The sequence below is a fragment of the Bifidobacterium callimiconis genome (genome assembly GCF_003952005.1).
Taxonomy (GTDB): Bacteria; Actinomycetota; Actinomycetes; order Actinomycetales; family Bifidobacteriaceae; genus Galliscardovia; species Galliscardovia callimiconis.
Genome location: NZ_QXGJ01000008.1, coordinates 41,254 through 63,531, shown reverse-complemented (window position 1 = coordinate 63,531; position 22,278 = coordinate 41,254). Strand labels below are relative to the sequence as shown.

The window sequence follows — 22,278 nt, the reverse complement described above, 5'->3', positions numbered from 1 at the left end:
TCAATGTTCGTATGCGTCTGTCGTGTCGTCACCGACCGCGACTGGGCGTCGTTTGCCGCACACCATATTCGCCCAAAGCGCCGACCGTCGCCCTCGTTGTTCCCACTATTTGCAACGAAGCAAGGAGCCGATAATTATGTACTACAATATTAGTGACTGGCGGAATCAGTCCGACATTCAGGTTTACCGGTGTGCGTTGAAGCACGGCATCGACCCAGACGACTCGTTATACGTGGCATATCATCCGCAAGAGGTACTCGTCCTCAGGGAGGATCCTCCGAAGATGTTATGTCTCGGATTCACACAGTCCGGAACGATGCTGGAAGTAATCGTGCTGTATGAGGAGCAGACCGCCAGATGGGTGCTCATACATGCGATGAAATTACGAAAACAATATCGACCGTATTTGGAGCGAGGCGGCTATCGACTTTTTGAAAGGGGATTGTGGTGAGCAAGAAACATTACAACTACGTCATCGTGGGTGATGAGGATTTTCCTCCAGAGGTGTCGGCCATGCTGAACGCCGCCGCGGAGGAGGCCGAGCGCGGCTACTCGCTCGAATTTCTGGAGAAGTGCCGATCGGGGCGGCCATTGGAGATCGGTGCGACCCCGGCCCGGCACAAGATCCAGATCCGTCTGGACGACGCCCGTCTTCTCCGTCTGGACGACTACGCGCATCGGCACGACATGAGTCGTTCCGAAGCCGTGCGTACGTTGCTGGACAAGGCGCTCGCCGAAGGATCGTCGCAGGATTCCGGAAGCGGACCGTCCGACGATTCCTCGGATGAGTGAGGCCGGGCTTTGCCGTCGTCGTGTGTGCCACCGTGCAGTTCGCGCAGTTCGCATAGTATGGTGACGGCGTTTTTGAGACAATACGGTATGGCGGTCGTTTCGGTTTGCGGACCGGATCGTAAGGGATTGGAATAGCAGTATGGCTTTGGCATTGTATAGGCGGTATAGGCCCGACACCTTCGACGGCATTGTGGGTCAGGACCAGCTGAGCCGTAAAGCCGACAGTCCGGTGGACTGTCGGTAGGCGATGCGAGCGCGATGCATTGAGCGCGAGGTCTGAGAAAATACAGTATGGTGACCGCTTCGGTTTTCGTATTCGGTGATAAGGGATTGGAATAGCAGTATGGCTTTGGCATTGTATAGGCGGTATAGACCCGACACCTTCGACGGCATTGTGGGCCAAGACCAGGTCACCATTCCTTTGTCCCGCGCCCTCGACGAGGGCAAGCTCACGCACGCGTATCTGTTCTCCGGTCCGCGCGGTTGTGGAAAGACGAGTTCCGCGCGTATTCTCGCCCGCTGCGTGAACTGCGAGAAGGGGCCGACGTCGCATCCGTGCGGCGAGTGCGAGTCGTGCCGTGATCTGGCGACCGGCGGTCCCGGTTCGATCGACGTGGTGGAGATCGACGCCGCCAGCCACAACGGTGTGGAGGACGCCCGTGAACTGCGTGAGCGCGCCGGTTTCGCGCCGGCCCGCGATCGTTACAAGATTTTTATTCTCGACGAGGCGCATATGGTCACGCCGCAGGGCTTCAATGCGCTGCTCAAGATCGTCGAGGAGCCGCCGGAGCATGTGCTGTTCATCTTCGCGACGACCGAGCCGGAGAAGGTGATCGGCACGATCCGTTCGCGTACCCATCATTACCCGTTCCGTCTGGTGCCGCCCGAGATCATGGGCCCGTATCTGGAGGACATTTGCGGCAAGGAGAGCATCAAGCCGGAGCCGGGCGTGCTCAAGCTGGCCATGCGTGCTGGCGGTGGTTCCATGCGTGACGCGCTGTCCGTGCTCGACCAGTTGATGGTCGGTGCCGTTGACGGCGTGATCGCCTACGATTCTGCGGTCGCGCTGCTTGGTTTCACTCCTGACGCGCTGATTTCCGAGGCGATCGATGCGGTGATCGACCGTAATGGCGAGCAGTTGTATTCCGTGATTCAGAAGGTGATTGTCGGCGGATTTGATCCTCGTCGTTTTGTGGAGGATCTGCTGTCGCGTGTGCGCGATCTGCTTGTGCTGACGATTGCCGGCGAGCGCGCCGAGGCCGTGCTGAGCGACGACGCCGAGGCGGAGGATCGTGATGATCTGCGCCGCCAGTCGTCTGCGCTTGGCCTGACCCGGCTGACGCAGATCGCCGACGTGATCAACGCCACGCTTGGTGCGATGAGCGGTTCCACGTCGCCGCGTATGCGTCTGGAGCTGCTGGCCGCCAAACTGCTGGTGCCGCCGACCGCGATCGCGGTGACCGGTGCCGGTTCGCCTGGAACCGCCGCCGCAACGACTGGCACTGCCGGGCAGTCCGGAAACTCTGCCGACGGTCATTCCGGTGCGACTGCGGGCGGCGCACGTGGCGGCGGTTTCGCTGGCGCCAAGCGCAACCAGCCTTCGGCCTCGGCCGCCTCCGGGCGTACTCCTGTGGGGGAAGCCGGCGCGCACAGCGCGACTGAGGTGGGCTCGTCGTCCGTGTCGTCGTCCGCGACTTCTTCTTCCGTGCTCCCCCCTGCGGGGGGAGCTGTCACGCCTGGCGTGACTGAGGGGGTCTCCAACACCGGTGCCACCCCGTCCTCCGACTGGGCGACATCGTCCGAAACCGCCAACACCTCCGTCGCGGACTCCGCATCCGCCACTAACGAGCCCGCCACGGATTCCGCCGCACCCGACACCCGCACTCCCGACGAAAAATGGGACGCCCTGATCGCATCCCTGCCCGAGGACGTGCGCAAGTACGTGTCCCGCGATCGTGTGCCGCGCATCAATCTTTCCCCGAATCCGAAGAATGGGCGCATGTGCCTGTGGATCAAGTTCGACAAGGCCATCAACAAGTACGCGTTCGCGTTGGCGGTCGCATCGGAGAGCGTGAACGGCCATACCAAGGTGGTTGATATTCTGCGCGAGGCCACGCATGAGATGTTCGGCAGCGACGTCCAGCTCGCCCCCACCAAGAAAATGGCGGACGGTCAGGTGGCGCCGCCGTTCGGCAAGCTGCCGCCGGCCGAACAGCAGCAGATCAAGGCCAAGCTGCTTCAGGTGAGCCTTGGCGGTATGGGCGCCGGTATCGCCCAGCCCGCCCAGTCGCGTGCACATAACGATGCCGCGGACGATACTCCGGCCGCAACCGACGCCGATACCGACGTTCACCGAGCCGGTTCGGTTTCTCCCGGCCCGGACGGCACACATTTTGCCGGTCCGGACGCCGAACCCGACGGATGGGGAACTCCGGCCGCATCAGCGAATACAACGGCGAACACGTCGACCGCAGCCAATGACGGGGATCCATGGGGAAGCGACCCGTGGGCGAATCCCACGCCGGCCGCGTCCGATGAAACCGTGCAGTCCGTCTCATCACAGCCGACCTCCGCGTCGCATAACGACGGTGTCATGGGAGACGACCCGTGGGCGTCCTCCGCGCCGGTTGCCGGTGATGATCCGTGGGCCAGTCCGGCTGGCGGCCAGACCGAAGGAACGGCTGCGTCCGCTAGCGGATATCAGGATCTGTCGCAGCAGCACGCCGCGCCGAAGGCCGAGCACCACACCAAGCATGTGGCGGTGCCCGACCTGTCCGACGACGAGGATCCGTGGGCGCAGTCCGCTCAACCCACGCCGACGCAATCGACGGTAGCGCAGCCGGGGCCGCAGTCCGTCGTGTCGCAGCCCGACGGTCCCGCGTCGCAGTCTGCCGCGCCCGAACACCACTTCAATCCGAACGCGCGATTCGGCCAGCAGACGCAGAACGGTTTCGGCGGGCCGGGCCAGTACGGTCAGCCCGGTCAGGCCAACGGTTTCGGACAGTCATCCGTCGGCGGCATCGGCAACCCCGCGCCCGGTGTGAATCCGAACGCGCAGCCCGTGCCGCAGGTCGACCCGGACGAGGACGAATACTCCATGTCCGACGAGTCGCTCAACGTGCGCAACGCGATGAACCTCGACGATCTCAAACGGTTCTTCGACGTCAAAAGCGTGGAGACACTCGCGCCCGACGATCCGAACAATCCGCGCAACATCGTCGCCAAACGCAAGGCAGCCAGCGAGGAGGAATAGGGTGCCGGTCGTGGTTCTGACGGGACGGAGTGAAGGTGTATCTCCCCTCAGTCAGCTGCGCTGACAGCTCCCCTCGGAGAGGGGAGCCGCTGGTGATTGCTCTAGCTCCCCTCTCCGAGGGGAGCTGGCTGCCGAAGGCAGACTGAGGGGAGACAACCCAAGGGGCAATGCGGAGCCGCATGACCGACCGAATACGTGACTCAGTTAGTGTGATCACACTAGGGGAATCAGGAAGTCGGCTAGTGTGATCACACTAAGGAACGAGCAAACACGAAGGAGCAAGCGATGGCATTGGCGTATGACGGAGCGATCCAGAATCTGATCGACGCGTTCTCGCGACTGCCCGGCATCGGACCGAAGGGCGCACAACGCATCGCCTTCTACCTGCTCGGCGCGGACGAGCAGGAGGCGCGTGAACTCGCCGACGCCATCACCGAAGTCAAAGCCAAAGTGCGGTTCTGCGAGATCTGCGGCAACGTATGCGAAACCAGCCCCTGCCCGATCTGCGAGGACCCGCGCCGCGACCGCAGCATCATCTGCGTGGTGCAGGAGCCCAAGGACGTGATGAGCATCGAACGCACCCGCGAATTCCGCGGCCTCTACCACGTGCTCGGCGGTGCGATCAACCCCATGGCCAACGTGGGGCCCGCCGACCTCAACATCCCCCAGCTGCTGCAGCGACTCGGCTCCGGCGAAGTGCACGAGGTGATCATGGCGCTCAATCCGAACATCGAGGGCGAGGCCACTACCACCTACATCTCGCGCCTGCTCGGCCCGCTCGAGGTCAAGGTCACGCGTCTGGCCAGCGGTCTGCCCGTCGGTTCCGATCTCGAATACGCCGACGAAATCACGCTCGGCCGCGCGCTCGCCGGTCGTCGCGAGGTCTGAGCCGCCAAGTCCCAGCCCTCGTAGAACGATTGACGCGCCGGGGTTGTCCAAATGTTGGCGACGGTATGTTTTCCATAGCATTGGAGCCCTTATAATCTTGCCGTTTGCGTACACTATGTGACTACTTGTGCACCAAGCGACCGAAACACGATTCCCACGGAATGCGGCACCGGAATGCTGCGCCTCGCGCGGGATCACGACGGCAACAACGAGATGGGACTGAAGTGGCACTTATCGTTCAGAAATACGGTGGCTCATCGGTGGCGGACACCGATTCGATCAAGCGCGTGGCCAAGCGCATCATCGACACCAAGAAGAAGGGCAACGACGTGGCGGTGGTCGTCTCCGCAATGGGCGACACCACCGACGATCTGATCGATCAGGCGCTCGACATCGACTCCCAGCCGCCGGAGCGCGAGATGGATATGCTCATGACCGCAGGCGAGCGCATCTCCATGAGCCTGCTCGCCATGGCGATCCATGCGCAGGGCGCGCGCGCCCACTCGTTCACCGGTCAGCAGGCCGGCTTCCTCACGGACGCCCGCTACGGTGCCGCGCACATTCGTGCCGTGAAGCCGAAGCGTGTGGCCGAAGTGCTCGCCGAGGGCGACGTGGCGATCGTGGCCGGCTTCCAGGGCATCAATGCCAAGGGCGATCCCACCACGCTCGGCCGTGGCGGTTCCGACACGTCCGCAGTGGCGCTGGCTGTGGCGCTTGAGGCCGACGTGTGCGAGATCTACACCGACGTGGACGGCATCTTCACCGCCGATCCGCGTATCGTGCCGACCGCCCGTCGTATTCCCGCGATCTCCTACGAGGCGATCCTCGAGATGGCGGCCTGCGGCTCCAAGGTGCTGGCGCTGCGTTGCGTGGAGTACGCCGAGCGCTTCAACATGCCGCTGCATGTGCGCAGCTCCTTCTCGCATCGTCCGGGTACGCTCGTGCTGCCCGACGGCGTGGATCCGCGCAGCATCCCGAACCTGCAGTAGTCGATTTTCGTTGGCCTGCGTTGGGCGGGTTCGATGATCGAACCAATCCGACAGATGTGCCGAAACCCTAAGTAAGACAATCAGAACGTAAACGTAAAGGTGACAACAATGAGCAACGATAACCAGTCCATGGGCGACCTCTTCCCTGACCTCGGCCCGGAGGATCCGGTCGTTTCCGGCATCGCGCACGACCGTTCCGAAGCGCAGGTCACGCTGCGTCGCATCCCTGACCGTCCGGGCGTGTGCGCGTCGATCTTCACGCAGCTGGCCGACGCCGGCGTGAACGTCGACATGATCGTGCAGGCCGCCGCCTCCACCGGTACCGCCGACGTGTCGTTCACCACGTCCGAGTCGCAGATCCGCGACGTGGAGAACATCCTCGAGGCCAAGCGCGAGGAGCTCGGCTACGAGTCCGTGGACTTCAACACCTCCGTCGGCAAGGTCGCGCTCGTGGGCGTGGGCATGAAGACCCACTCCGGCATCGCCGCCACCTTCTTCCGCGCGCTGAGCGAGAAGAACATCAACGTGCTGATGATCTCCACCTCCGAGATCCGCATCTCCGCCATGGTGCCGCTCGAGGACCTCGACGACGCCGTGCGCGCCATCCACACCAAGTTCAACCTCGACGCCGATCAGGTGGAGGCCGTGGTCTACGGCGGCACCGGCCGCTGATCGAGCCGCGACTTCGGACAATCGGAACCAACGGACTGACGTTACAGCCTGAAGAAAAAGGAGCCACACAATGGTACAGATCAATGACAAAGGCGTGAACGTAGCGGTGCTGGGCGCCACCGGTCAGGTGGGCATGGTCATGCGTCGCATTCTCGACGAGCGCGACTTCCCCGTGAAGGACCTGCGCTTCCTCGCGTCCGCGCACTCCGCCGGAACCGTGCTCAACTGGCGCGGTCACGACATCACCGTGGAGGACGTGGCCAAGGCCGACCTCTCCGGCATCGACATTGCCATCTTCTCCGCCGGCGGCGGCACGTCCAAGGTGTGGGCCCCCAAGTTCGCCGAGGCCGGCGCCTACGTGATCGACAACTCCTCCCAGTGGCGTATGCACGACAACGTGCCGCTGGTCGTGGCCGAGGTCAACCCTGAGGATCTGGACGACGTTCCGGACCGCATCATCGCCAACCCGAACTGCACGACCATGGCGTGCATGCCGGCCATGAAGGCGCTGTCCGACGAGTTCGGCCTCAAGCGTCTGATCGTCAGCTCCTACCAGGCCGTGTCCGGTGCGGGCCGCGCCGGCGTGCTGCAGCTCATGAACGAGGCCAAGGCCGCCGTGGAGCAGGGCGCCGACAAGCTCGTGTTCGACGGCAGCGCGATCGACTTCCCCGAGCCGACCAAGGTGGTGCGCACCATCGCCTTCAACGCCGTGCCGTTCATCGGCGCGATCGTGGACGACGGCAGCGAGGAGACCGACGAGGAGCAGAAGCTGCGCAACGAGAGCCGCAAGATCCTGCACCTGCCCGATCTCAAGGCCAGCTGCACCTGCGTGCGCATCGGCGTGTTCACCTCCCACGGCATGAGCATCAACGCCGAGTTCGAGAAGGACGTGACCCCGGATCAGGCCCGCGAGGTGCTGGCCAAGGCCCCGGGCGTGGAACTCAACGACATCCCCACCCCGCAGCTCGCCGCCGGCAAGGACCCGAGCTTCGTGGGCCGCATCCGTCAGGATCAGGCGGTGGACGGCAAGAAGGGCCTGTCCATGTTCATCACGAACGACAACCTGCGCAAGGGCGCCGCGCTCAACGCCATTGAGCTTGCGGAGATCGTGGCGAAGAAGCACTTCGCCGATCAGCTCTGATCCGAGCCTGCGCGGCTTGGTTGCGGTGGCTCCCCTCAGTCTGCCTTCGGCAGACAGCTCCCCTCAGCGAGGGGAGCCCAAGACAACACGCTGTGGCTCCCCTCGCTGAGGGGAGCTGTCGGCGCAGCCGACTGAGGGGAGCCGTGCGCTTATCCCCGGGGGAGGGATCGGTGCCTTTATGGTGCCGATCCCTCCCTCTGTCATGACTGCGTCATGACATCTCCCTCCCTTGGAGGGAGAACGCCGTTCCTCTTGGTGCTCCCTCCGGGGGAGGGAGCTGGCCGCCGCAGGCGGACTGAGGGAGGGATGAACCCCAGAGACGCTCCATTCACTCCGACAGCCCCTATGTCTGCCCGGCTGGCATACTGGGGATATGTCTGAAGCATCCGTGGAAGCGCAAAAACAGCTCGACCGAATCGTGGCGTTGGGATACCCCGACGTGGCCGATATGACGGCCGCCGCATTCCGGGCACTCGCCACCCCGATCATCAACGCCCTGGCTAAGTCCGACCTGGGCTCCAACATTCTTCTCGTGCCCACGCGCGAACTCGTGTCCCCCGAATCGCTGATCGCGCGAACCAGCATCAACCGCATGGCCGGCTTCACCACCATGCCGCCGCGCGATATCGCCAGTTTCCTGCCGCAGGACGGCTTCGAGCCGCCGGAAGGACCGTTCTACATCGTCGTGGATCCGCACACCGGCACTAGGTACACGAACCGCGAGCCCGACATCGCACGCAAGCTCGTCGAATCCGACGGGCGACTGCCGCTCACGCTGGAGGAGGGCCTCGCCATCGCCACCCAGCATCCCGACTGGCTCGTGCACAAGAACGGATTCAATCTGCTCGGCTCACGCAGCGCCGACGGTCGCGTGCCCAGCATCTGGATGAGCCAGAACGCGCCGCGACTGGGAGCCGTATGGCCCACCAGCAAGCACACGTGGCTGGGCAACGCCTACTGTATGGGCCGACGGGGTGTTTCGCTGTTCCATTATCTGTAAGTGTCTGTAGGACGTTTTGCCGGGCAACCCTCCCTCAGTCACGCGTAGCGTGACAGCTCCCTCCCTAGGAGGGAGCACGCAGAATTTAGCCTTGTGCTCCCTCCTAGGGAGGGAGCTGGCCGCCGTAGGCGGACTGAGGGAGGGATTGAGTGCAACCGGCATTGTTCTTCTGAGCGGCGTTCCGAGCCCTCCCTCTGTCACGACTTTTGTCGTGACATCTCCCTCCCCTGGAGGGAGAACGCCGGTGTGAGGGCGGATCTTCCTCTGCTGGTCGACTTGAGGGAGAACACCGGCGCTTAGGCCTTGGGCTTGCGGCTTTTGCGACGCATGGCGGAGGCCACGCCGCCCACCACGAGCGTGACGCCCATGACCACCAGGGCGACGATTGCGAAGATCGTCCACATGCTTAGCGACATCGAGAACCCAAACAGCCAGGAACTGCCCAAACCGCCGAGCGCGAACAGGGCGACCAGTGCGCCCCAGATGATCGTGGGCGTGCTCGGCCCTTTGCGGTACTCGATCTTCGGCGTATACGGCTGACCCATGTTCGGCGCGTACTGATTCCAACCCGGATAGTTCTGGAACTGCGGGCCGGCCGTGGCCTGCGCGGCGGTGCCGGAACCGGGGTAGTTGTTGCGCTGCGCCTCATCCGCGTAGCCCTGCGCGGCGGCCTGCTGCTGGCTCCACGCGGCCTCCTGCGGATTCATCGGCTGCTGGTTCTGCACCGGCTGGTCTTGCGTCTGCTGTGTCCATGGCTGCTCCGCCGCTGGCTGACCATCACCAGTGGGTGTGGCCTGATCGGCACCCGTCTGGAACGACTGCCCGGCCTGACCGATCGGTGCGAACGGATCATATGTGCCTCCCGCCGATGCGGAATCGTCGTCCGTCGTGGCTGGTGCGTCATCGGTCCGTGTCGTATCGCCCGTCTCGTATTCGGTGCCGGCGAGCGTCACATCGGGCTTGCCGATGATCGGTTGTGTGGGCAGTGCGTTGGCATTCGGATCGGCCGGATTCACATCGGCATCATCGGTCGAGTCGACATTGGCGACCGTATCGGTGATCGGTGTGCCGACCGCGCCGGCGGTCACATCATCGTTTACGCCAACCGGCGGCATGGTCTCCGTCGGCGCGTTCTGCGTCTTGATGCGATCCGGGTCGAGCGTCTGCGTGGGCATGTCGTCGTTCGGCGTTACGCCGTTGACCGGCATCACCTGGGTTTTCTGAGGATCCTGCTGGTTATGAGGGGCAAGGTTGGTCATGATATCTCCTTGGAAAATCTCGTCGTTGAAACTTGCTGCGAATGGGAACGGTTGTCGGACGACGGTCAGTCGTCGTAGCCGCGGCCGTGGAAACCGCTGTGCGACAGGTCGACGGAGATGTTGGAGAACACCGAGTCGCCGGTGAGCACAAGCACGCTACTGGAACCGGCGCTGTCCAACGTCGTCAGCGCGCCGTCGTTGTTGATGGTGGAACTGAACGTGTTGTCGACGTTCGACACGACCTTGCAGCCGTCCGGCAGCTCGATCTCCAGATCGGAGAACGCGATGTCGAGCCCAAGCTCACCGGTGGGGCAGGCGGAACCGGGGTACACGTTGCCCCAGTCGGACAGGTCGAGGGTCACCGACGAGAACGCGACATCCAGACCAGTGGTCTGCAGCATGTCGAGATCAGCGGAACGGTAGGTGCGGTCGGCGAACGTCACTTCGGTGCCGTAAGCGGATCCGGTCATGTAGCTCGCGCCGGGCAGAGCGACGTACGCGCACATCGAAGCGATAAGCGCCACAATGGTCAGCGGAATCAGACCACCGGATTTGCGGCCGGTGAACCCGACGATGATCGTGACCAGACCGAGCAGGAACGTGACCACCAGAATCCAGACGGATACCATCGTGACGGCGGTCGGCAGTTCATAGTGGCGGCCGAACGCCATCAGCGCGATCAGTCCGGCCAGTGACAGCAGGATCAGACCGGAGACGATGCCCACCACCACCGGGCCGGCCGGCTTGCGACGATAGACCACGGTCGGCTGGGCGGGCTGGGGACGGGCGGGTCCGAAATACGGTGCCGGACCGGGCTGCTGCGGAGCGAACGGCTGCTGCGGAGCGGGACCGGCGAAATTGTTCGCCGGATTGGCGGGATTCGGATTCACGTTGGGCATGGTGGGCTCTCCCGTCGCGGTGGGATTCTGATTCGGCTGACGATCGCCACCGTTCCTGTCACGGTTGTACAGCAGGATCGCGGCGACAATCAGCGCGATGAACAGCGGAATCGAAATGAACGGCACGGCGAACACGCTACCCGGGCAGCCGATGATCATGAACAGGATCGACATCCAGAACGGTGCAGGGAACCGGCCGTTGACCAGCGCCTCCTCGGCGATGATCGTGCCGTCACGTTCATCGGGCAGCAGGAACCAGGCCAGACCATAGAGCAGCGCGCCGAAGCCGGCCGCGCAGAAGAACGCGAACCAGATGATGCGGATGATCAGCGGATCCCAACCCAGACGGTTCGCGATCGCGCCGGACACACCACCGATCCAACGGTCGGTGCTGCGACGGAAGCCGAGCGAGCGGATCCAGTTGAAGAACCGGCTGCCCGCGGGCTGATTCGGCGCCGGCTGACCGGACTGGTTCGGGTTCTGCTGATTGAATTGGCCGTACGGATCCGTGCCGGTGTACGGGTTCGGATTGTCCTGGTTCGTGTTGCTCTGAGGACCAGGATCGGTGTAGGGGCCCGGCTGCTGGCCGGAGCCGAATGGGTTGTTCGGAATACCTGACGTCATGATGCTCATCTCCCTGGATCGTCCTCTACCGCTGCAGTGCCGGCGAACGTCGCATACGATGCCACGCGGCCGATTGCACCGGTCAAGGACGATGCATTCTCGTTGTTTCCTGATGTTTTCCTTGTTGATTCCATTCCACCGCAAAACCAGTCCCCCCGCTATGGGGGAACACCCTGAAAGAACCCTGAACCACGATTCCCCACCCCGAATCCCCCTCATTCCCCCGGATGAGATTGCTACGCTGGAGTGTGGATAGACGGCGTTACGGTGCGGAAACGGTCGGTGATCCGTGGAATCGGCCGGTGACACGGTGCGGACACGGTCGGTGACGTGGAATCGGCTGGTGATACCGTGCGGACACGGTCGGTGGCATTGGCCTGCGATATGCCGTGGAATCGGCCGATGGCCGATGCGGTGTTATTTGCGGCCTGCGGCCGCGTACCCTCATCAGTCTCGCATTCGCTCGACAGCTTCCCCCAAGGGGGAAGCCGGCAGGTGAGGGGCTTGATCAGTCCCCGGAAACCCGGCTTCCCCTTGAGGGGAAGCTGTCAGCGAAGCTGACTGATGAGGTGATCACGGCCGCGGCCGCAGGCCGCAAATAACACCGCAGCGGACGAAGTCCGATTCCGACTTGAGTCCGCGCCGCTACGAGAAAGGGAGACATGATGGATGATCAGCGAACCGGAACGCCGCCGGAATCATCGGCGTCTCCGACCCAGCCGCCGGTCTTCGACTCGCCGTTGCGGCGGACCACGCTGAGCTCGCTCGTCGACGCGGCCAGCCGTGCGGCCAACGCAACCAAACCCGTGCGTCCGGCCACTATCGGCGTGGTCATCGCACTGATCGGCGCGCTCGCCATCGGACTGGGCATCTGGGGTGCGCTCGCCGGACTTCCCGCGCAGATCGTCATCGGACTGGCCTTGGTCTTCATCGGCGTGACCGTCGGATGGGCGCAGATGAGCTTCATCATGGACGACCGTCTCCACCCCGACGCCCACACCGGAAAATTCACCATCGTCGTGACCGTAGCCAGCATCATCGTCACGATCGTCGGCGTGCTGGCCATGTTCAGCCTCACCATGTCGTTGGGAACGCTGCTCAAAGGCGCGCTCGCCGGACTCGTCATGATCGCCGCGCTCGCCGTCATCATCGCACCATGGTGGATCAGCCTGATCGCCGATCTGGGCATGCAGCGGGCACAGACCGCACGCGAGGAACTGCGCGCCGACATCGCCGCACGACTGCACGACTCCGTATTGCAGACGCTCGCGCTGATCCAACTGCAATCCACCGACTCCGCCAAGGTGGCCGCGCTCGCCCGCGCGCAGGAACGCGAACTGCGCGAATGGCTGTACGGCGATCCTGAATCCACCGCGACCGCCAGCGGCATGAGGGCCGGTACAGGCGGGACCGGTCCGGTGCCGGCATCGCCTGCGTCGGTTCAGCCGCCCAATCAGACGATGTCTCAAACCGTGACGCAACCGGCCGCGCAGTCCATGTCGGCCGCGCAGTCCGCGACGGCCGGCTCACGGCCAGTAGCGTCATATGCCGCATCCGCACGCACCCCGGCCGTCGCGGAACCGTTCTCCCGCGTACTTAAACGTATCGCCGCCAATGTGGAGGACTCATGCGAAAAGCCGATCGACGTGGTGACCGTGGGGGAGTGCACATATGCGCCGGCATTGTCGTCGCTGCTTGACGCCGCCGCCGAAGCCATGTCCAACGCCGCCCGGCACGGCGCTCCGCCGATCTCCGTCTACATGGAGGCGAGCGACGCCAAGGTGCAGGTGTTCGTCCGCGATCACGGCGAGGGGTTCGACGTGAACCGGCTGCCCGTAGGCCATCTGGGCGTCAAAGAATCGATCATCGGCCGCATGCGGCGGGCTGGCGGCACCGCCGAAATCGTCTCCAGACCCGGATGGGGTACCGAAGTCCGTCTATCCCAGCCGATTTAGAAATACCCGGGGTCTGGAGATACCCGGTCTGGAGATACAGACCGATCAGTCCGGCGCGGTCATTTCCGATCGTTCTCGACCATTCCCGACGGTCGAGGCGAGTCGCAGTAAGGTAGAAACGACGACGAACATACGAGGAGCGGGGAATGACACAGGCAGCGCAGCCGAACCAGCCGACGGCAACGATACCGCCGACAACGGCACCGTCGGGCAAACGATCCGTACGCATCGGCGTGGTGGATGACCATGATCTGTTCCGCGCGGGCGTGATCGCGGCCATCACCGCCGGATCCGACGACATCGCAATCGTCGGACAGGCCGGTGACGTGGAATCCTCGGTGCGAATGATCGCCGAAACCCAGCCCGATGTGGTACTGCTCGACGTGCACGTGCCCGGCGGCGAAGGCGGCGGCGGATCCGAAATCATCCTGCGCAGCGTACAGTACGCGCCGCACACGCTGTATCTGGCGTTGTCCGTATCCGATTCGCCGACCGACGTGGGCGCAGTGATCCGTGCCGGCGCTCGCGGATACGTGACCAAAACCATCACCGCTCAGGACCTCATCGCATCGATTCATCAGGTGGCGGAAGGCTACGCCGTGTTCAGCCCCAAGCTGGCGGGATTCGTGCTCAACGCGCTCGGACCGGGCAGCCAGCAGAACGGGGGAGCGGGCGCGGCGGCCGGTGGCGTAGGTGGTGTAGGTGGTGCCGCATCCGCCGGGGACGACTACAATCCGTACGCCCAACCCACGCCCAACGGCACCCGATCCGCGGCTGCGCCGGTTCCCGACGACGACATCGACATCGACGTGCTCAGTCCGCGCGAGCAGGAGGTCATGCGGCTCATCGCCCGTGGCTACTCCTACAAGGAGGTGGCCGCCGAACTGTTCATCTCCGTGAAGACCGTGGAAACGCACGTCTCCAAAGTGCTGCGCAAACTCCAGCTGTCCAACCGCGGCGAACTCGCCCGCTGGGCCGCCTACCGCCGCATCGTGTGAAGGGCTGCGGGCGGGGTGTCGCCGGGCTTGCTGCCGGCGGTGGGAGTGGGATCGGGCTTCGCCCGATGCTGTGTTGTTTGCGGCCGGTGGCCGCGTACCCTCATCAGTCTCGCATGCGCTCGACAGCTTCCCCCAAGGGGGAAGCCAGGTTTCCGGGGGAAGGCCTAGCCCCTCATTTGCCGGCTTCCCCTTGAGGGGAAGCTGTCAGCGAAGCTGACTGATGAGGTGATCGCGGCCACCGGCCGCCATCAACACAGTATCGGCCGCAGGCCGATGCCACACTCCTCAACCGGCTCCCATGACCTGGTTCCTGCACGCATCGCACGTGGCCGGTCGCGGCGGGCTCGGTGTTTCTGTTGTTGCCGGCTTGTAAACTGGGGAAGTTGGCGGCCGAGGGACCGCCGAACGTGAGTTTCAGCGCAAATGGCGCTGCACTATACAGAAAAGGAGGAAGTTATGGGCCAGGATCACAACCCCGACGTTGAATCGGTATTCGATCTTGCAGCCGCTGCTGCGGCATCCAACGGAGGGAACAACGACCCGCTGCTGCCTCCGGCTCGTTTCATCGGCTCCCCGCAGAAGCCGAGTCGCATGCCGTACAACAAGTACGCATCCTACGAACTCCAGGTGCCGTTCAGCTTCCCTGAGCGCACGTGGCCGAACAAGACGTTCAAGCGCGCTCCGCGCTGGTGCTCCGTCGATCTTCGCGACGGCAACCAGGCGCTCGTCAACCCGATGGACTCCGAGCGCAAGCTGCGCTTCTGGAACCTGCTCGTCTCCATGGGCTACAAGGAGATCGAAGTGGGCTTCCCGTCCGCGTCCGAGACGGACTTCGACTTCATCCGCATGCTCATCGAGCGTGAACTCATCCCCGACGACGTGACCATCGTGGTGCTCACCCAGTGCCGCGAGCACCTGATCCGCCGCACCTACGAGGCGCTGCGCGGTGCCAAGCGCGCGATCGTGCACTTCTACAACTCCGTTTCCGTGCTGCAGCGCGAGGTCGTGTTCCGCAAGAACCGCGCGGAGATCAAGAAGCTCGCCACCGACGCCGCCGAACTGTGCAAGGATCTCGAGGGCGAGGCCGAGGGCATCGACCTGTATTACGAGTACTCGCCGGAGTCGTTCACCGGCACCGAGCCGGAGTACGCCGTCGAGGTGTGCAACGCCGTGATCGACGTGATCAAGCCGACGCCGGAACACCCGATGATCATCAACCTGCCGGCCACGGTGGAGATGACCACGCCGAACGTGTTCGCCGACGAAGTGGAGTACGTGTCCACGCATCTGAAGGATCGCGACGCCATCGTGCTGTCCCTGCACCCGCACAACGACGAGGGCATGGGCGTGGCCGCCACCGAGTTGGGCGTGCTGGCCGGCGCCGACCGCGTCGAGGGCTGCCTGCTGGGCAACGGCGAGCGCACCGGCAACGTCGATCTCGTCACGCTGGGCCTGAACCTGCTCACGCAGGGCGTGGACCCGCAGATCGACTTCTCCAACGTGCCGGAGATCCGCAAGACGGTGGAGTACTGCAACCAGATCAAGATCTCCGAGCGTCATCCGTACGCGGGCAACTTCGTGTTCACCGCGTTCTCCGGTTCGCATCAGGACGCCATCAAGAAGGGTCTCGAGGCCCGTCAGATGGCCGCCGACCGTGCCGACGCCGATCTCGACAAGTTCGTGTGGCTCGTGCCGTACCTGCCGATCGATCCGAAGGACATCGGCCGCAGCTACGAGGCCATCATCCGCGTGAACTCGCAGTCCGGTAAGGGCGGTATGGCCTACCTGCTCAAGACGAACCACAACCTCGACCTGCCGAAGCGTCTGCAGGTGGAGTTCGACAAGATCGTGCAGAAGTACGCCGACGACACCAAGAAGGAAGTCAAGGACGAGGACATCTGGCGCCTGTTCAAGGACGAGTACCTTCCGGTGGAGTCCGGCGGTGCCACTGCGGCCGGTCATGTGGTGGGTGATACCACCGACGAGACGCTTAAGCAGTGGGGTCGTCTCAAGCTGCTCAAGGTGTCCGTTTCGTCCGGCGAGGATGGCTCCGACACCGTGCTTAAGGCCCGCCTGCTCGACCGTGGCACCACGCCGGGCGCCGAGCCGATCGAGCGTGACCTGTCCGGTGTGGGTAACGGTCCGATCGCCGCGTTCATCAACGCCGTGTCCACGCTGGGCATCGACGTGTCCGTGATGGACTACGTGGAGCACACGATGACCGCCAGCACCGACGCCATGGCCGCCTCCTACGTGGAGTGCGAGATCGGTGACGCTCCCGAGACCAAGGTGATCTGGGGCGTGGGCATCGACTCCTCAATCATCACGAGCTCGCTGAAGGCCATCATTTCCGCGATCAACCGCTCCGAGCGCTGATTTGCTGAGTCGCTGATAGAGCGATAGAAGCGTAAAGGGTCCGACCTCCGTAAAAGAGGTCAGACCCTTTTGCGTATCCGGGGGCGTTGGAATCGGCCTGCGGCCGATCCGTGTTGATGGCGGCCGCAGGCCGCGTACCCTCATCAGTCGGCTGCGCCGACAGCTTCCCCCAAGGGGGAAGCCAAGTTTAAGGGACGAAGCTTTCTGGGTGTTTTGAATTTCTCCTGAAGGGGAGCCGGGTTCAAGGGATGAATCTGCCCACGTATTTCTGGCTTCCCCTTGAGGGGAAGCTGTCGGCGCAGCCGACTGATGAGGTGACTGGCCGTAGGCCGCAAAACACAGCATCGGCCGCAGGCCGATCCCAAATGCCGCATTCAACGCAAAAGGGCGGCGCCACGACTCGTGTCGTGATCGCCGCCCCTTCTTGCCGTGCCGGGAATCCGCCGGTTACTGACCGGACTGGCCCGTGGCGCCTTCGGTTCCGGTTCCGCCGGTGGTGCCGCCAGAAGTGTTGCCGCTGGTGCCGCCGCCGGTCGTGGTGCCGCCGCCCGTGGTGCCGCCACCTGTGCCGTTCTCGGTTCCGGTCGAGCCTTCGGTTCCGGTTCCGCCGGTGGTGCCGGAACCTGTGCTGTTGCTTTCGGTTCCGGTCGAGCCTTCGGTTCCGGTGGTGCCGCCGGTCGTGTTGCTGCCCGTACCGCTGCCTGTGCCGCCCGAGTTTTCGGTGCCGGTGGAGGTGCCCTCATCGGTGGTGTCGGAGCTTTCGGACTTGTTCTTGCTGGTCGTGCCGGACGAGGACGACGACGAGCTCTTCTTGCCGCCGGTGCCCCAGGTGCCGTCGCTGCCGCCGATCGTGCCGTCGTCCTTGGCCGTGGGGAACGCCTCGTCCTTGGCGCCGGACAGCGCCTGCTTCATGTACTTGGTGAACATGTGCGCCGGGTAGCCGGAGCCGTGGCTGTAGCCGGCGAAGGTGGGCACCTCCTCGGCGGTGCCGCCGTCGCCCGGATACCAGATGGCCATGTACGTGAGCACGGACGGCGTGAAGCCGACGAAGCTTGCCGCCTTGCTGTCGTTTGCCGTACCGGACTTGCCGGCCATGGTCAGACCGATGGAGTTGGCCTCCTTACCGGTGCCGTACTTGATCGTGCCAGTCATGGCCTTGGTCACCAGTGCCACGTCGTTCGCGTCGAACACGCGCTCGGCCGTGGTGGTGGACTTGTACAGGTCCTTGTTGTTGCCGTCGGTCACCTTGTTCACGATGTGGATCGACACCTTCTGGCCCTGGTTGGCGATGGTGGAGTAGCCGCGCACCATGTCGTACACGGTCAGACCGGAGTTGCCGAGCACGGTGTACGAGTCGTTGGCGATCGTACCCTTGATGCCGGCCGTCTTGGCCGTGTCGATGATCGTCTGCGAGCCGAGATGCTGCGCCAGATCCATGTACACGGTGTTCACCGAGTTCGCCGTGGCCTTGTATAGGTCGATGTAGCCGTAGCTCACGCCGCCGGCGTTGTTCATGGCCTGGGTGAGACCGGGGAACGATCGCGGCGAGTTGCCGTTGAACGTGGTGCTCAGGTTCACGCCCTTCTGCACGGTGGCGAGCAGCGCGAACGGCTTCATAGTGGAGCCGATCTCGAACGTGGACTGCGTCACGTTGTTGAGGCTGTGCGTGAGGTAGTCCTCGCCCGCGTACAGCGAGATGATCGAGCCGTCCTTCGGGTTCACGCTCATGGCGCCGGCCTCAAGGCCCTCCGGTACGGTCGACGCGTTCGCCGTGGGGCTGACCACGTTGTACAGCTCATCCTGACGCGTCTTGTCGATCGTCGTGATGATCTTGTATCCGCCGGTGTCGATGTCGGTCTCGGTGAACGCCTTGGACGCCACGAGCTCGTCGCGCACCATCTTGAGCAGATAGCCCTTGGTGCCCTGATAGATGTTGTCGGTGGACTGCTGCACGGTGTCGGGCAGCTGCGCCTCGCTCTTCTCCTTGGCGGAGATGTAGCCGTCCTCCTTCATGATGTTGAGCACGCGGTCGAAGCGCTGCTTGGCCATCTTCTGGTTCACCGCCGGATCCCAGTTGTTCGGCGACGGGATGATGCCGGCGATCGTGGCGGCCTCGGACAGCGTAAGGTCCTTCGCGTCCTTGCCGAAGTACGCCTGCGCCGCGGCCTGGATGCCGTACGCGTTGCGTCCCAGATAGATGGTGTTCATGTAGTTGCACAGCACCGTGTCCTTATCCTGGGTCTGTGCGATCTTCAGGGCCAGGAACGCTTCCTTGACCTTGCCCTTGTACGTGGTGGTTTCGCCCAGATAGTAGCGTTCCGCGTACTGCTGGGTGATCGTCGAGCCGCCCTGACGCGTGCCCTTGGTCACGTTGTTGATGAGCGCTCGGCTGATGCCCCTGAGATCGATGCCCTTGTCCGTCCAGAACGTGCGGTTCTCGGAGGCGACGATCGCGTTGCCCACATAGTCGGGCAGCACGGAACAGTCGATGATATCGCGGTTCTGTTCGGCGAACGTGCCGATCTCGGTGGTGCCGTCGGAATAGTAGACGCGCGTCTTCTCCGCGAGCGCCACGTCCTCCGGATTGGGCACCTTGGTGGTGGCGTACATGAACGCGAACGCGCCGATTCCGCCGACGACGCACACGGCGATGAAGATGAGGAATCCCTTGAGAATACGATGCTTCTTCTGCTTCTTCGGGGGACGATGCGAACGATGTCGCTTGGAGGGGCGAACGGTCGATGCCGCTTCGCCGGCCACGCCCGAAGAGGAGGCGGATCGTATGGATCGAGGAGTCTGAGAAGCCATAAGGGTCAGGCTACCCCCGAAATCTTGCGAATTCATGGCGGATTTTAGGAATGTTCATAGGATTCGTACGTTTTTCGGGCGTTTCCGCGGCGTGTTTTGTCCAACGTCCTCGGTGGAGTCGGCTGTGGAAGTTCGTAGGGTATTGGTCGATCCGTTATGGAAACTGACCACTCGGTGGGCTAACGTTGGTGTGTTTAAATTGCCGGTCGACTTTGCCGTCGACCCGACGACTGCGATTGTAAGGAGTGCCGCGAGTGACTGAGGTGCGCGAACCAGCCGAGATGGAGGAAACCACCGGGGAATCCGCTGCCGATGGCGTGATCGACTCGGCCGACGTGAACATCGCCGACTTCGACTTGCGGACGCGGCACATGAAGCCGTTCGGCTGGCGGTTCTATCTCATTTCGTTCCTCATGGTCGACGTCGTGGCCGTGGGCTTGTTGCAGTGGAGCGTGTGGACGGTCGAACCGTTGCGTGGCTTCGGCGGATTCATCTCCAAGATGTGGACGAGCAACGACTATCAGTTCCTGCTCAACATGCTGATCCTTGCCGTGGCGTATCTGATCCTCGTCGTGCTGATCAACCGGTTCTGGATCGCGTCGGCGGTGTTTCTGTCGATCGTCGGATTTTGCGCGGTGGCCGACCGATTCAAGGTGATGGTCCGCTATGAGACGATCAAACCATCCGATCTGAGCTTCCTGAAAAGCGATGCCGGCAGCATGGTCGGATTCATCCCCACGGGGTCGTCGCGCGTGTTCATGGACGCGGCCATTTTCTTCCTCGCCATGGTGGTGATCTGCTATTCGCTGCATCAGCGTGACGGTCGTCGTAAATTCATCGATCTGCACAGTCGTGTGAAGAACACGGCCGCACGACTGCTGTTCATCGTGTGCCCCGGACTGTTCCTCGGTCTGTTCACGGCCGGACTCGCCACCACCGGATCGTGGTCGTACAACTTCGCGCAGGCGCTCGGCGATTCGCCGAAGCTGTGGGATTCCGTCACCGACGCGCAGGCCAACGGCACGCTTATCGGATTCCAGCGCTTCGTCAATCCGAAGGTCATGGACGAGCCGGCGAACTATTCGGAAAAGACGATGGCGAAGATCGCCAAACGATACTCGCAGGCGGCCGACGAGATCAACCAGACCCGTGAAAGCAATCTCGAGGACAGCACGGTGATCATGGTGCTGTCGGAGTCGTTCTCCGATCCGACGCGCGTGCCCGGTCTGGCGCTCAACAAGGATCCGATGCCGAACATTCGCGAAATCAAGACGCAGACCACGTCCGGTCTGATGCTGTCCGCGGGCTATGGCGGCGGCACAGCGAACATGGAGTTCATGGCGCTGACCGGTCTGTCGATGGCGAACTTCGACGCGTCGCTCAGCTCGCCGTACCAGCAGTTGATTCCCAAGCTCAGCTGGACGCCCACGTTCAACCAGCTGTGGAACGACGGCAAGGATTCTCAGGCGTTCCACCCGTATGAGTCGTCGATGTACTCGCGTTCGTCGAACTACAAGAAGTTCAAGTTCAAGCATTTCTGGACGTTGAACGAACCCGACGTGATCGCGCACCAGTCGAAGATCGACTCGTCACCGTACGTGCAGGACTCCGACGCCTACCAGAGCCTGCTGGAGAAGATCGACACCAGCAAGAGCCAGTTCCTGTCCGTGCTCACCATGCAGAATCACATGAGCTACGACAACTGGTACACGAACAACGAGTTCCAGGCCACGAGCACCACCGACGAACCGCTGGGCCTTGACGAGACCACGCAGATCCAGACGTATGCGAAGGGCGTGGAGTACACGGATCAGGCCACCAAGGCGTTCCTGGACCAGCTCGACAACATCGACAAGCCGATCACCGTGATCTTCTACGGCGACCACCTGCCTGGCGCGTACGCGTCGGCGTCCGACAACACCGACAATTCGGTGGCGCTGCACGAGACCGACTACTTCATCTGGTCGAACAAGGCGTCCGGCTCGCACGGCACCAAGCTGCCCGATTCGACGACCGCGTTCACCTCGCCGAACTATTTCATGGCGCAGACGGCCGAACATATGAACGCCAAGGTGAGCCCGTATCTGGCGTTCCTGACGCGGCTGCACGACAAGGTGCCCGCGCTCGAGCCGCCGGTGGTCAACAAGATCCAGAGCTGGTCGCGCATTCCTGACGGCCAGGCGCTCTACCTCGACAAGGAAGGCAACCGCATCGACATCACGCAGGCGGACAAGGCCACGCAGCAGCTGCTCGAGGACTACAAGCTCATCCAGTACGACATCACCGCCGGCAAGGGATATCTCAAGGACCTCGACTTCATGGAGCTGCCCAAGACCGAGGCGCTGGAGGAGGCCGAGGAAGCCGCGAAGCTGCCGATGGGCACCAAGAACGCGGGCGAGGTGCCGATGGTGAACGGCAAGCTCGCCGCGGCCGCCGCCAGCCAGCAGGAGGGGCAGGGCGCCCAGTCCGCCGCGCAGTGAACGGTGAATCGTCTCGCGTGGGGTGTTGTCGCCTGCGGACTACTGAATTGATTCACCGAATGGCGCGCGCGGATTCAGCGGGCCGGACGGAACGGGATGAGTGCTCGCAGATGGCCACGAATGTCCCGTTTCGACTGCCGGCCT

15 protein-coding genes are annotated in these 22,278 nt (G+C 63.3%); 12 read left to right on the top strand and 3 right to left on the bottom strand.

From position 1 onward, the window contains the following. Positions 1 to 136 precede the first annotated feature (136 nt). From D2E23_RS08330 to D2E23_RS08295, 8 genes are all read left to right on the top strand, one after another. Entirely contained in the window at positions 137 to 451 is a 315-nt protein-coding gene (locus tag D2E23_RS08330) for a toxin (protein WP_241227257.1), read from the top strand. Further along, a complete protein-coding gene (locus tag D2E23_RS08325) occupies positions 448 to 792 on the top strand; it encodes a hypothetical protein (protein WP_240541678.1) in 345 nt (114 codons plus the stop codon). Before D2E23_RS08330 ends, D2E23_RS08325 begins: the two co-directional genes overlap by 4 nt. Positions 793 to 1,135: 343 nt before the next feature. After that, on the top strand, positions 1,136 to 4,045 hold the full coding sequence (gene dnaX, locus D2E23_RS08320; RefSeq protein WP_126030457.1) for a DNA polymerase III subunit gamma/tau: 2,910 nt from the start codon (positions 1,136 to 1,138) through the stop codon (positions 4,043 to 4,045). 285 nt (positions 4,046 to 4,330) lie between these two features. Beyond that, positions 4,331 to 4,933 (top strand): recombination mediator RecR, encoded by a 603-nt coding sequence (gene recR / locus D2E23_RS08315; RefSeq protein WP_126030456.1) that lies wholly within the window; start codon positions 4,331 to 4,333, stop codon positions 4,931 to 4,933. A 224-nt stretch (positions 4,934 to 5,157) separates the two neighbouring features. Further along, the gene (locus D2E23_RS08310; RefSeq protein ID WP_126030455.1) at positions 5,158 to 5,922 is read left to right on the top strand and encodes an aspartate kinase; all 765 of its coding nucleotides are present in this window, start codon (positions 5,158 to 5,160) and stop codon (positions 5,920 to 5,922) included. A 108-nt stretch (positions 5,923 to 6,030) separates the two neighbouring features. Then, positions 6,031 to 6,594, top strand: a complete 564-nt coding sequence (locus tag D2E23_RS08305; RefSeq protein ID WP_164520747.1) for an ACT domain-containing protein — start codon at positions 6,031 to 6,033, stop codon at positions 6,592 to 6,594. Between the two features lie 70 nt (positions 6,595 to 6,664). Further along, entirely contained in the window at positions 6,665 to 7,735 is a 1,071-nt protein-coding gene (locus D2E23_RS08300) for an aspartate-semialdehyde dehydrogenase (RefSeq protein WP_126030454.1), read from the top strand. Between the two features lie 373 nt (positions 7,736 to 8,108). Continuing rightward, positions 8,109 to 8,735 (top strand): DUF5701 family protein, encoded by a 627-nt coding sequence (locus D2E23_RS08295; RefSeq protein ID WP_126030453.1) that lies wholly within the window; start codon positions 8,109 to 8,111, stop codon positions 8,733 to 8,735. 296 nt (positions 8,736 to 9,031) lie between these two features. On the opposite strand, the gene D2E23_RS08290 is transcribed toward D2E23_RS08295, so the two are convergent. Together D2E23_RS08290 and D2E23_RS08285 are read right to left on the bottom strand one after the other, a co-directional pair. Then, entirely contained in the window at positions 9,032 to 9,994 is a 963-nt protein-coding gene (locus D2E23_RS08290) for a phage holin family protein (protein ID WP_126030452.1), read from the bottom strand. Between the two features lie 65 nt (positions 9,995 to 10,059). Beyond that, on the bottom strand, positions 10,060 to 11,517 hold the full coding sequence (locus tag D2E23_RS08285; RefSeq protein ID WP_164520746.1) for a PspC domain-containing protein: 1,458 nt from the start codon (positions 11,515 to 11,517) through the stop codon (positions 10,060 to 10,062). A gap of 662 nt (positions 11,518 to 12,179) precedes the next feature. Here D2E23_RS08285 and D2E23_RS08280 point away from each other — a divergent pair. From D2E23_RS08280 to leuA, 3 genes are all read left to right on the top strand, one after another. Beyond that, positions 12,180 to 13,472 (top strand): sensor histidine kinase, encoded by a 1,293-nt coding sequence (locus D2E23_RS08280; RefSeq protein WP_126030450.1) that lies wholly within the window; start codon positions 12,180 to 12,182, stop codon positions 13,470 to 13,472. A 146-nt stretch (positions 13,473 to 13,618) separates the two neighbouring features. Then, on the top strand, positions 13,619 to 14,470 hold the full coding sequence (locus tag D2E23_RS08275; RefSeq protein WP_126030449.1) for a LuxR C-terminal-related transcriptional regulator: 852 nt from the start codon (positions 13,619 to 13,621) through the stop codon (positions 14,468 to 14,470). Positions 14,471 to 14,926: 456 nt separating this feature from the next. Then, positions 14,927 to 16,846 (top strand): 2-isopropylmalate synthase, encoded by a 1,920-nt coding sequence (gene leuA / locus D2E23_RS08270; protein ID WP_126030448.1) that lies wholly within the window; start codon positions 14,927 to 14,929, stop codon positions 16,844 to 16,846. A 447-nt stretch (positions 16,847 to 17,293) separates the two neighbouring features. On the opposite strand, the gene D2E23_RS08265 is transcribed toward leuA, so the two are convergent. Beyond that, positions 17,294 to 19,654, bottom strand: a complete 2,361-nt coding sequence (locus D2E23_RS08265) for a transglycosylase domain-containing protein (RefSeq protein WP_126030447.1) — start codon at positions 19,652 to 19,654, stop codon at positions 17,294 to 17,296. Positions 19,655 to 19,908: 254 nt separating this feature from the next. Between D2E23_RS08265 and D2E23_RS08260 the strand changes: the two genes are divergently transcribed. Beyond that, positions 19,909 to 22,134 carry an LTA synthase family protein gene (locus tag D2E23_RS08260; protein ID WP_241227256.1) on the top strand — a complete coding sequence of 742 codons (2,226 nt, stop codon included), beginning with the start codon at positions 19,909 to 19,911 and terminating at the stop codon, positions 22,132 to 22,134. Positions 22,135 to 22,278: the final 144 nt, after the last annotated feature.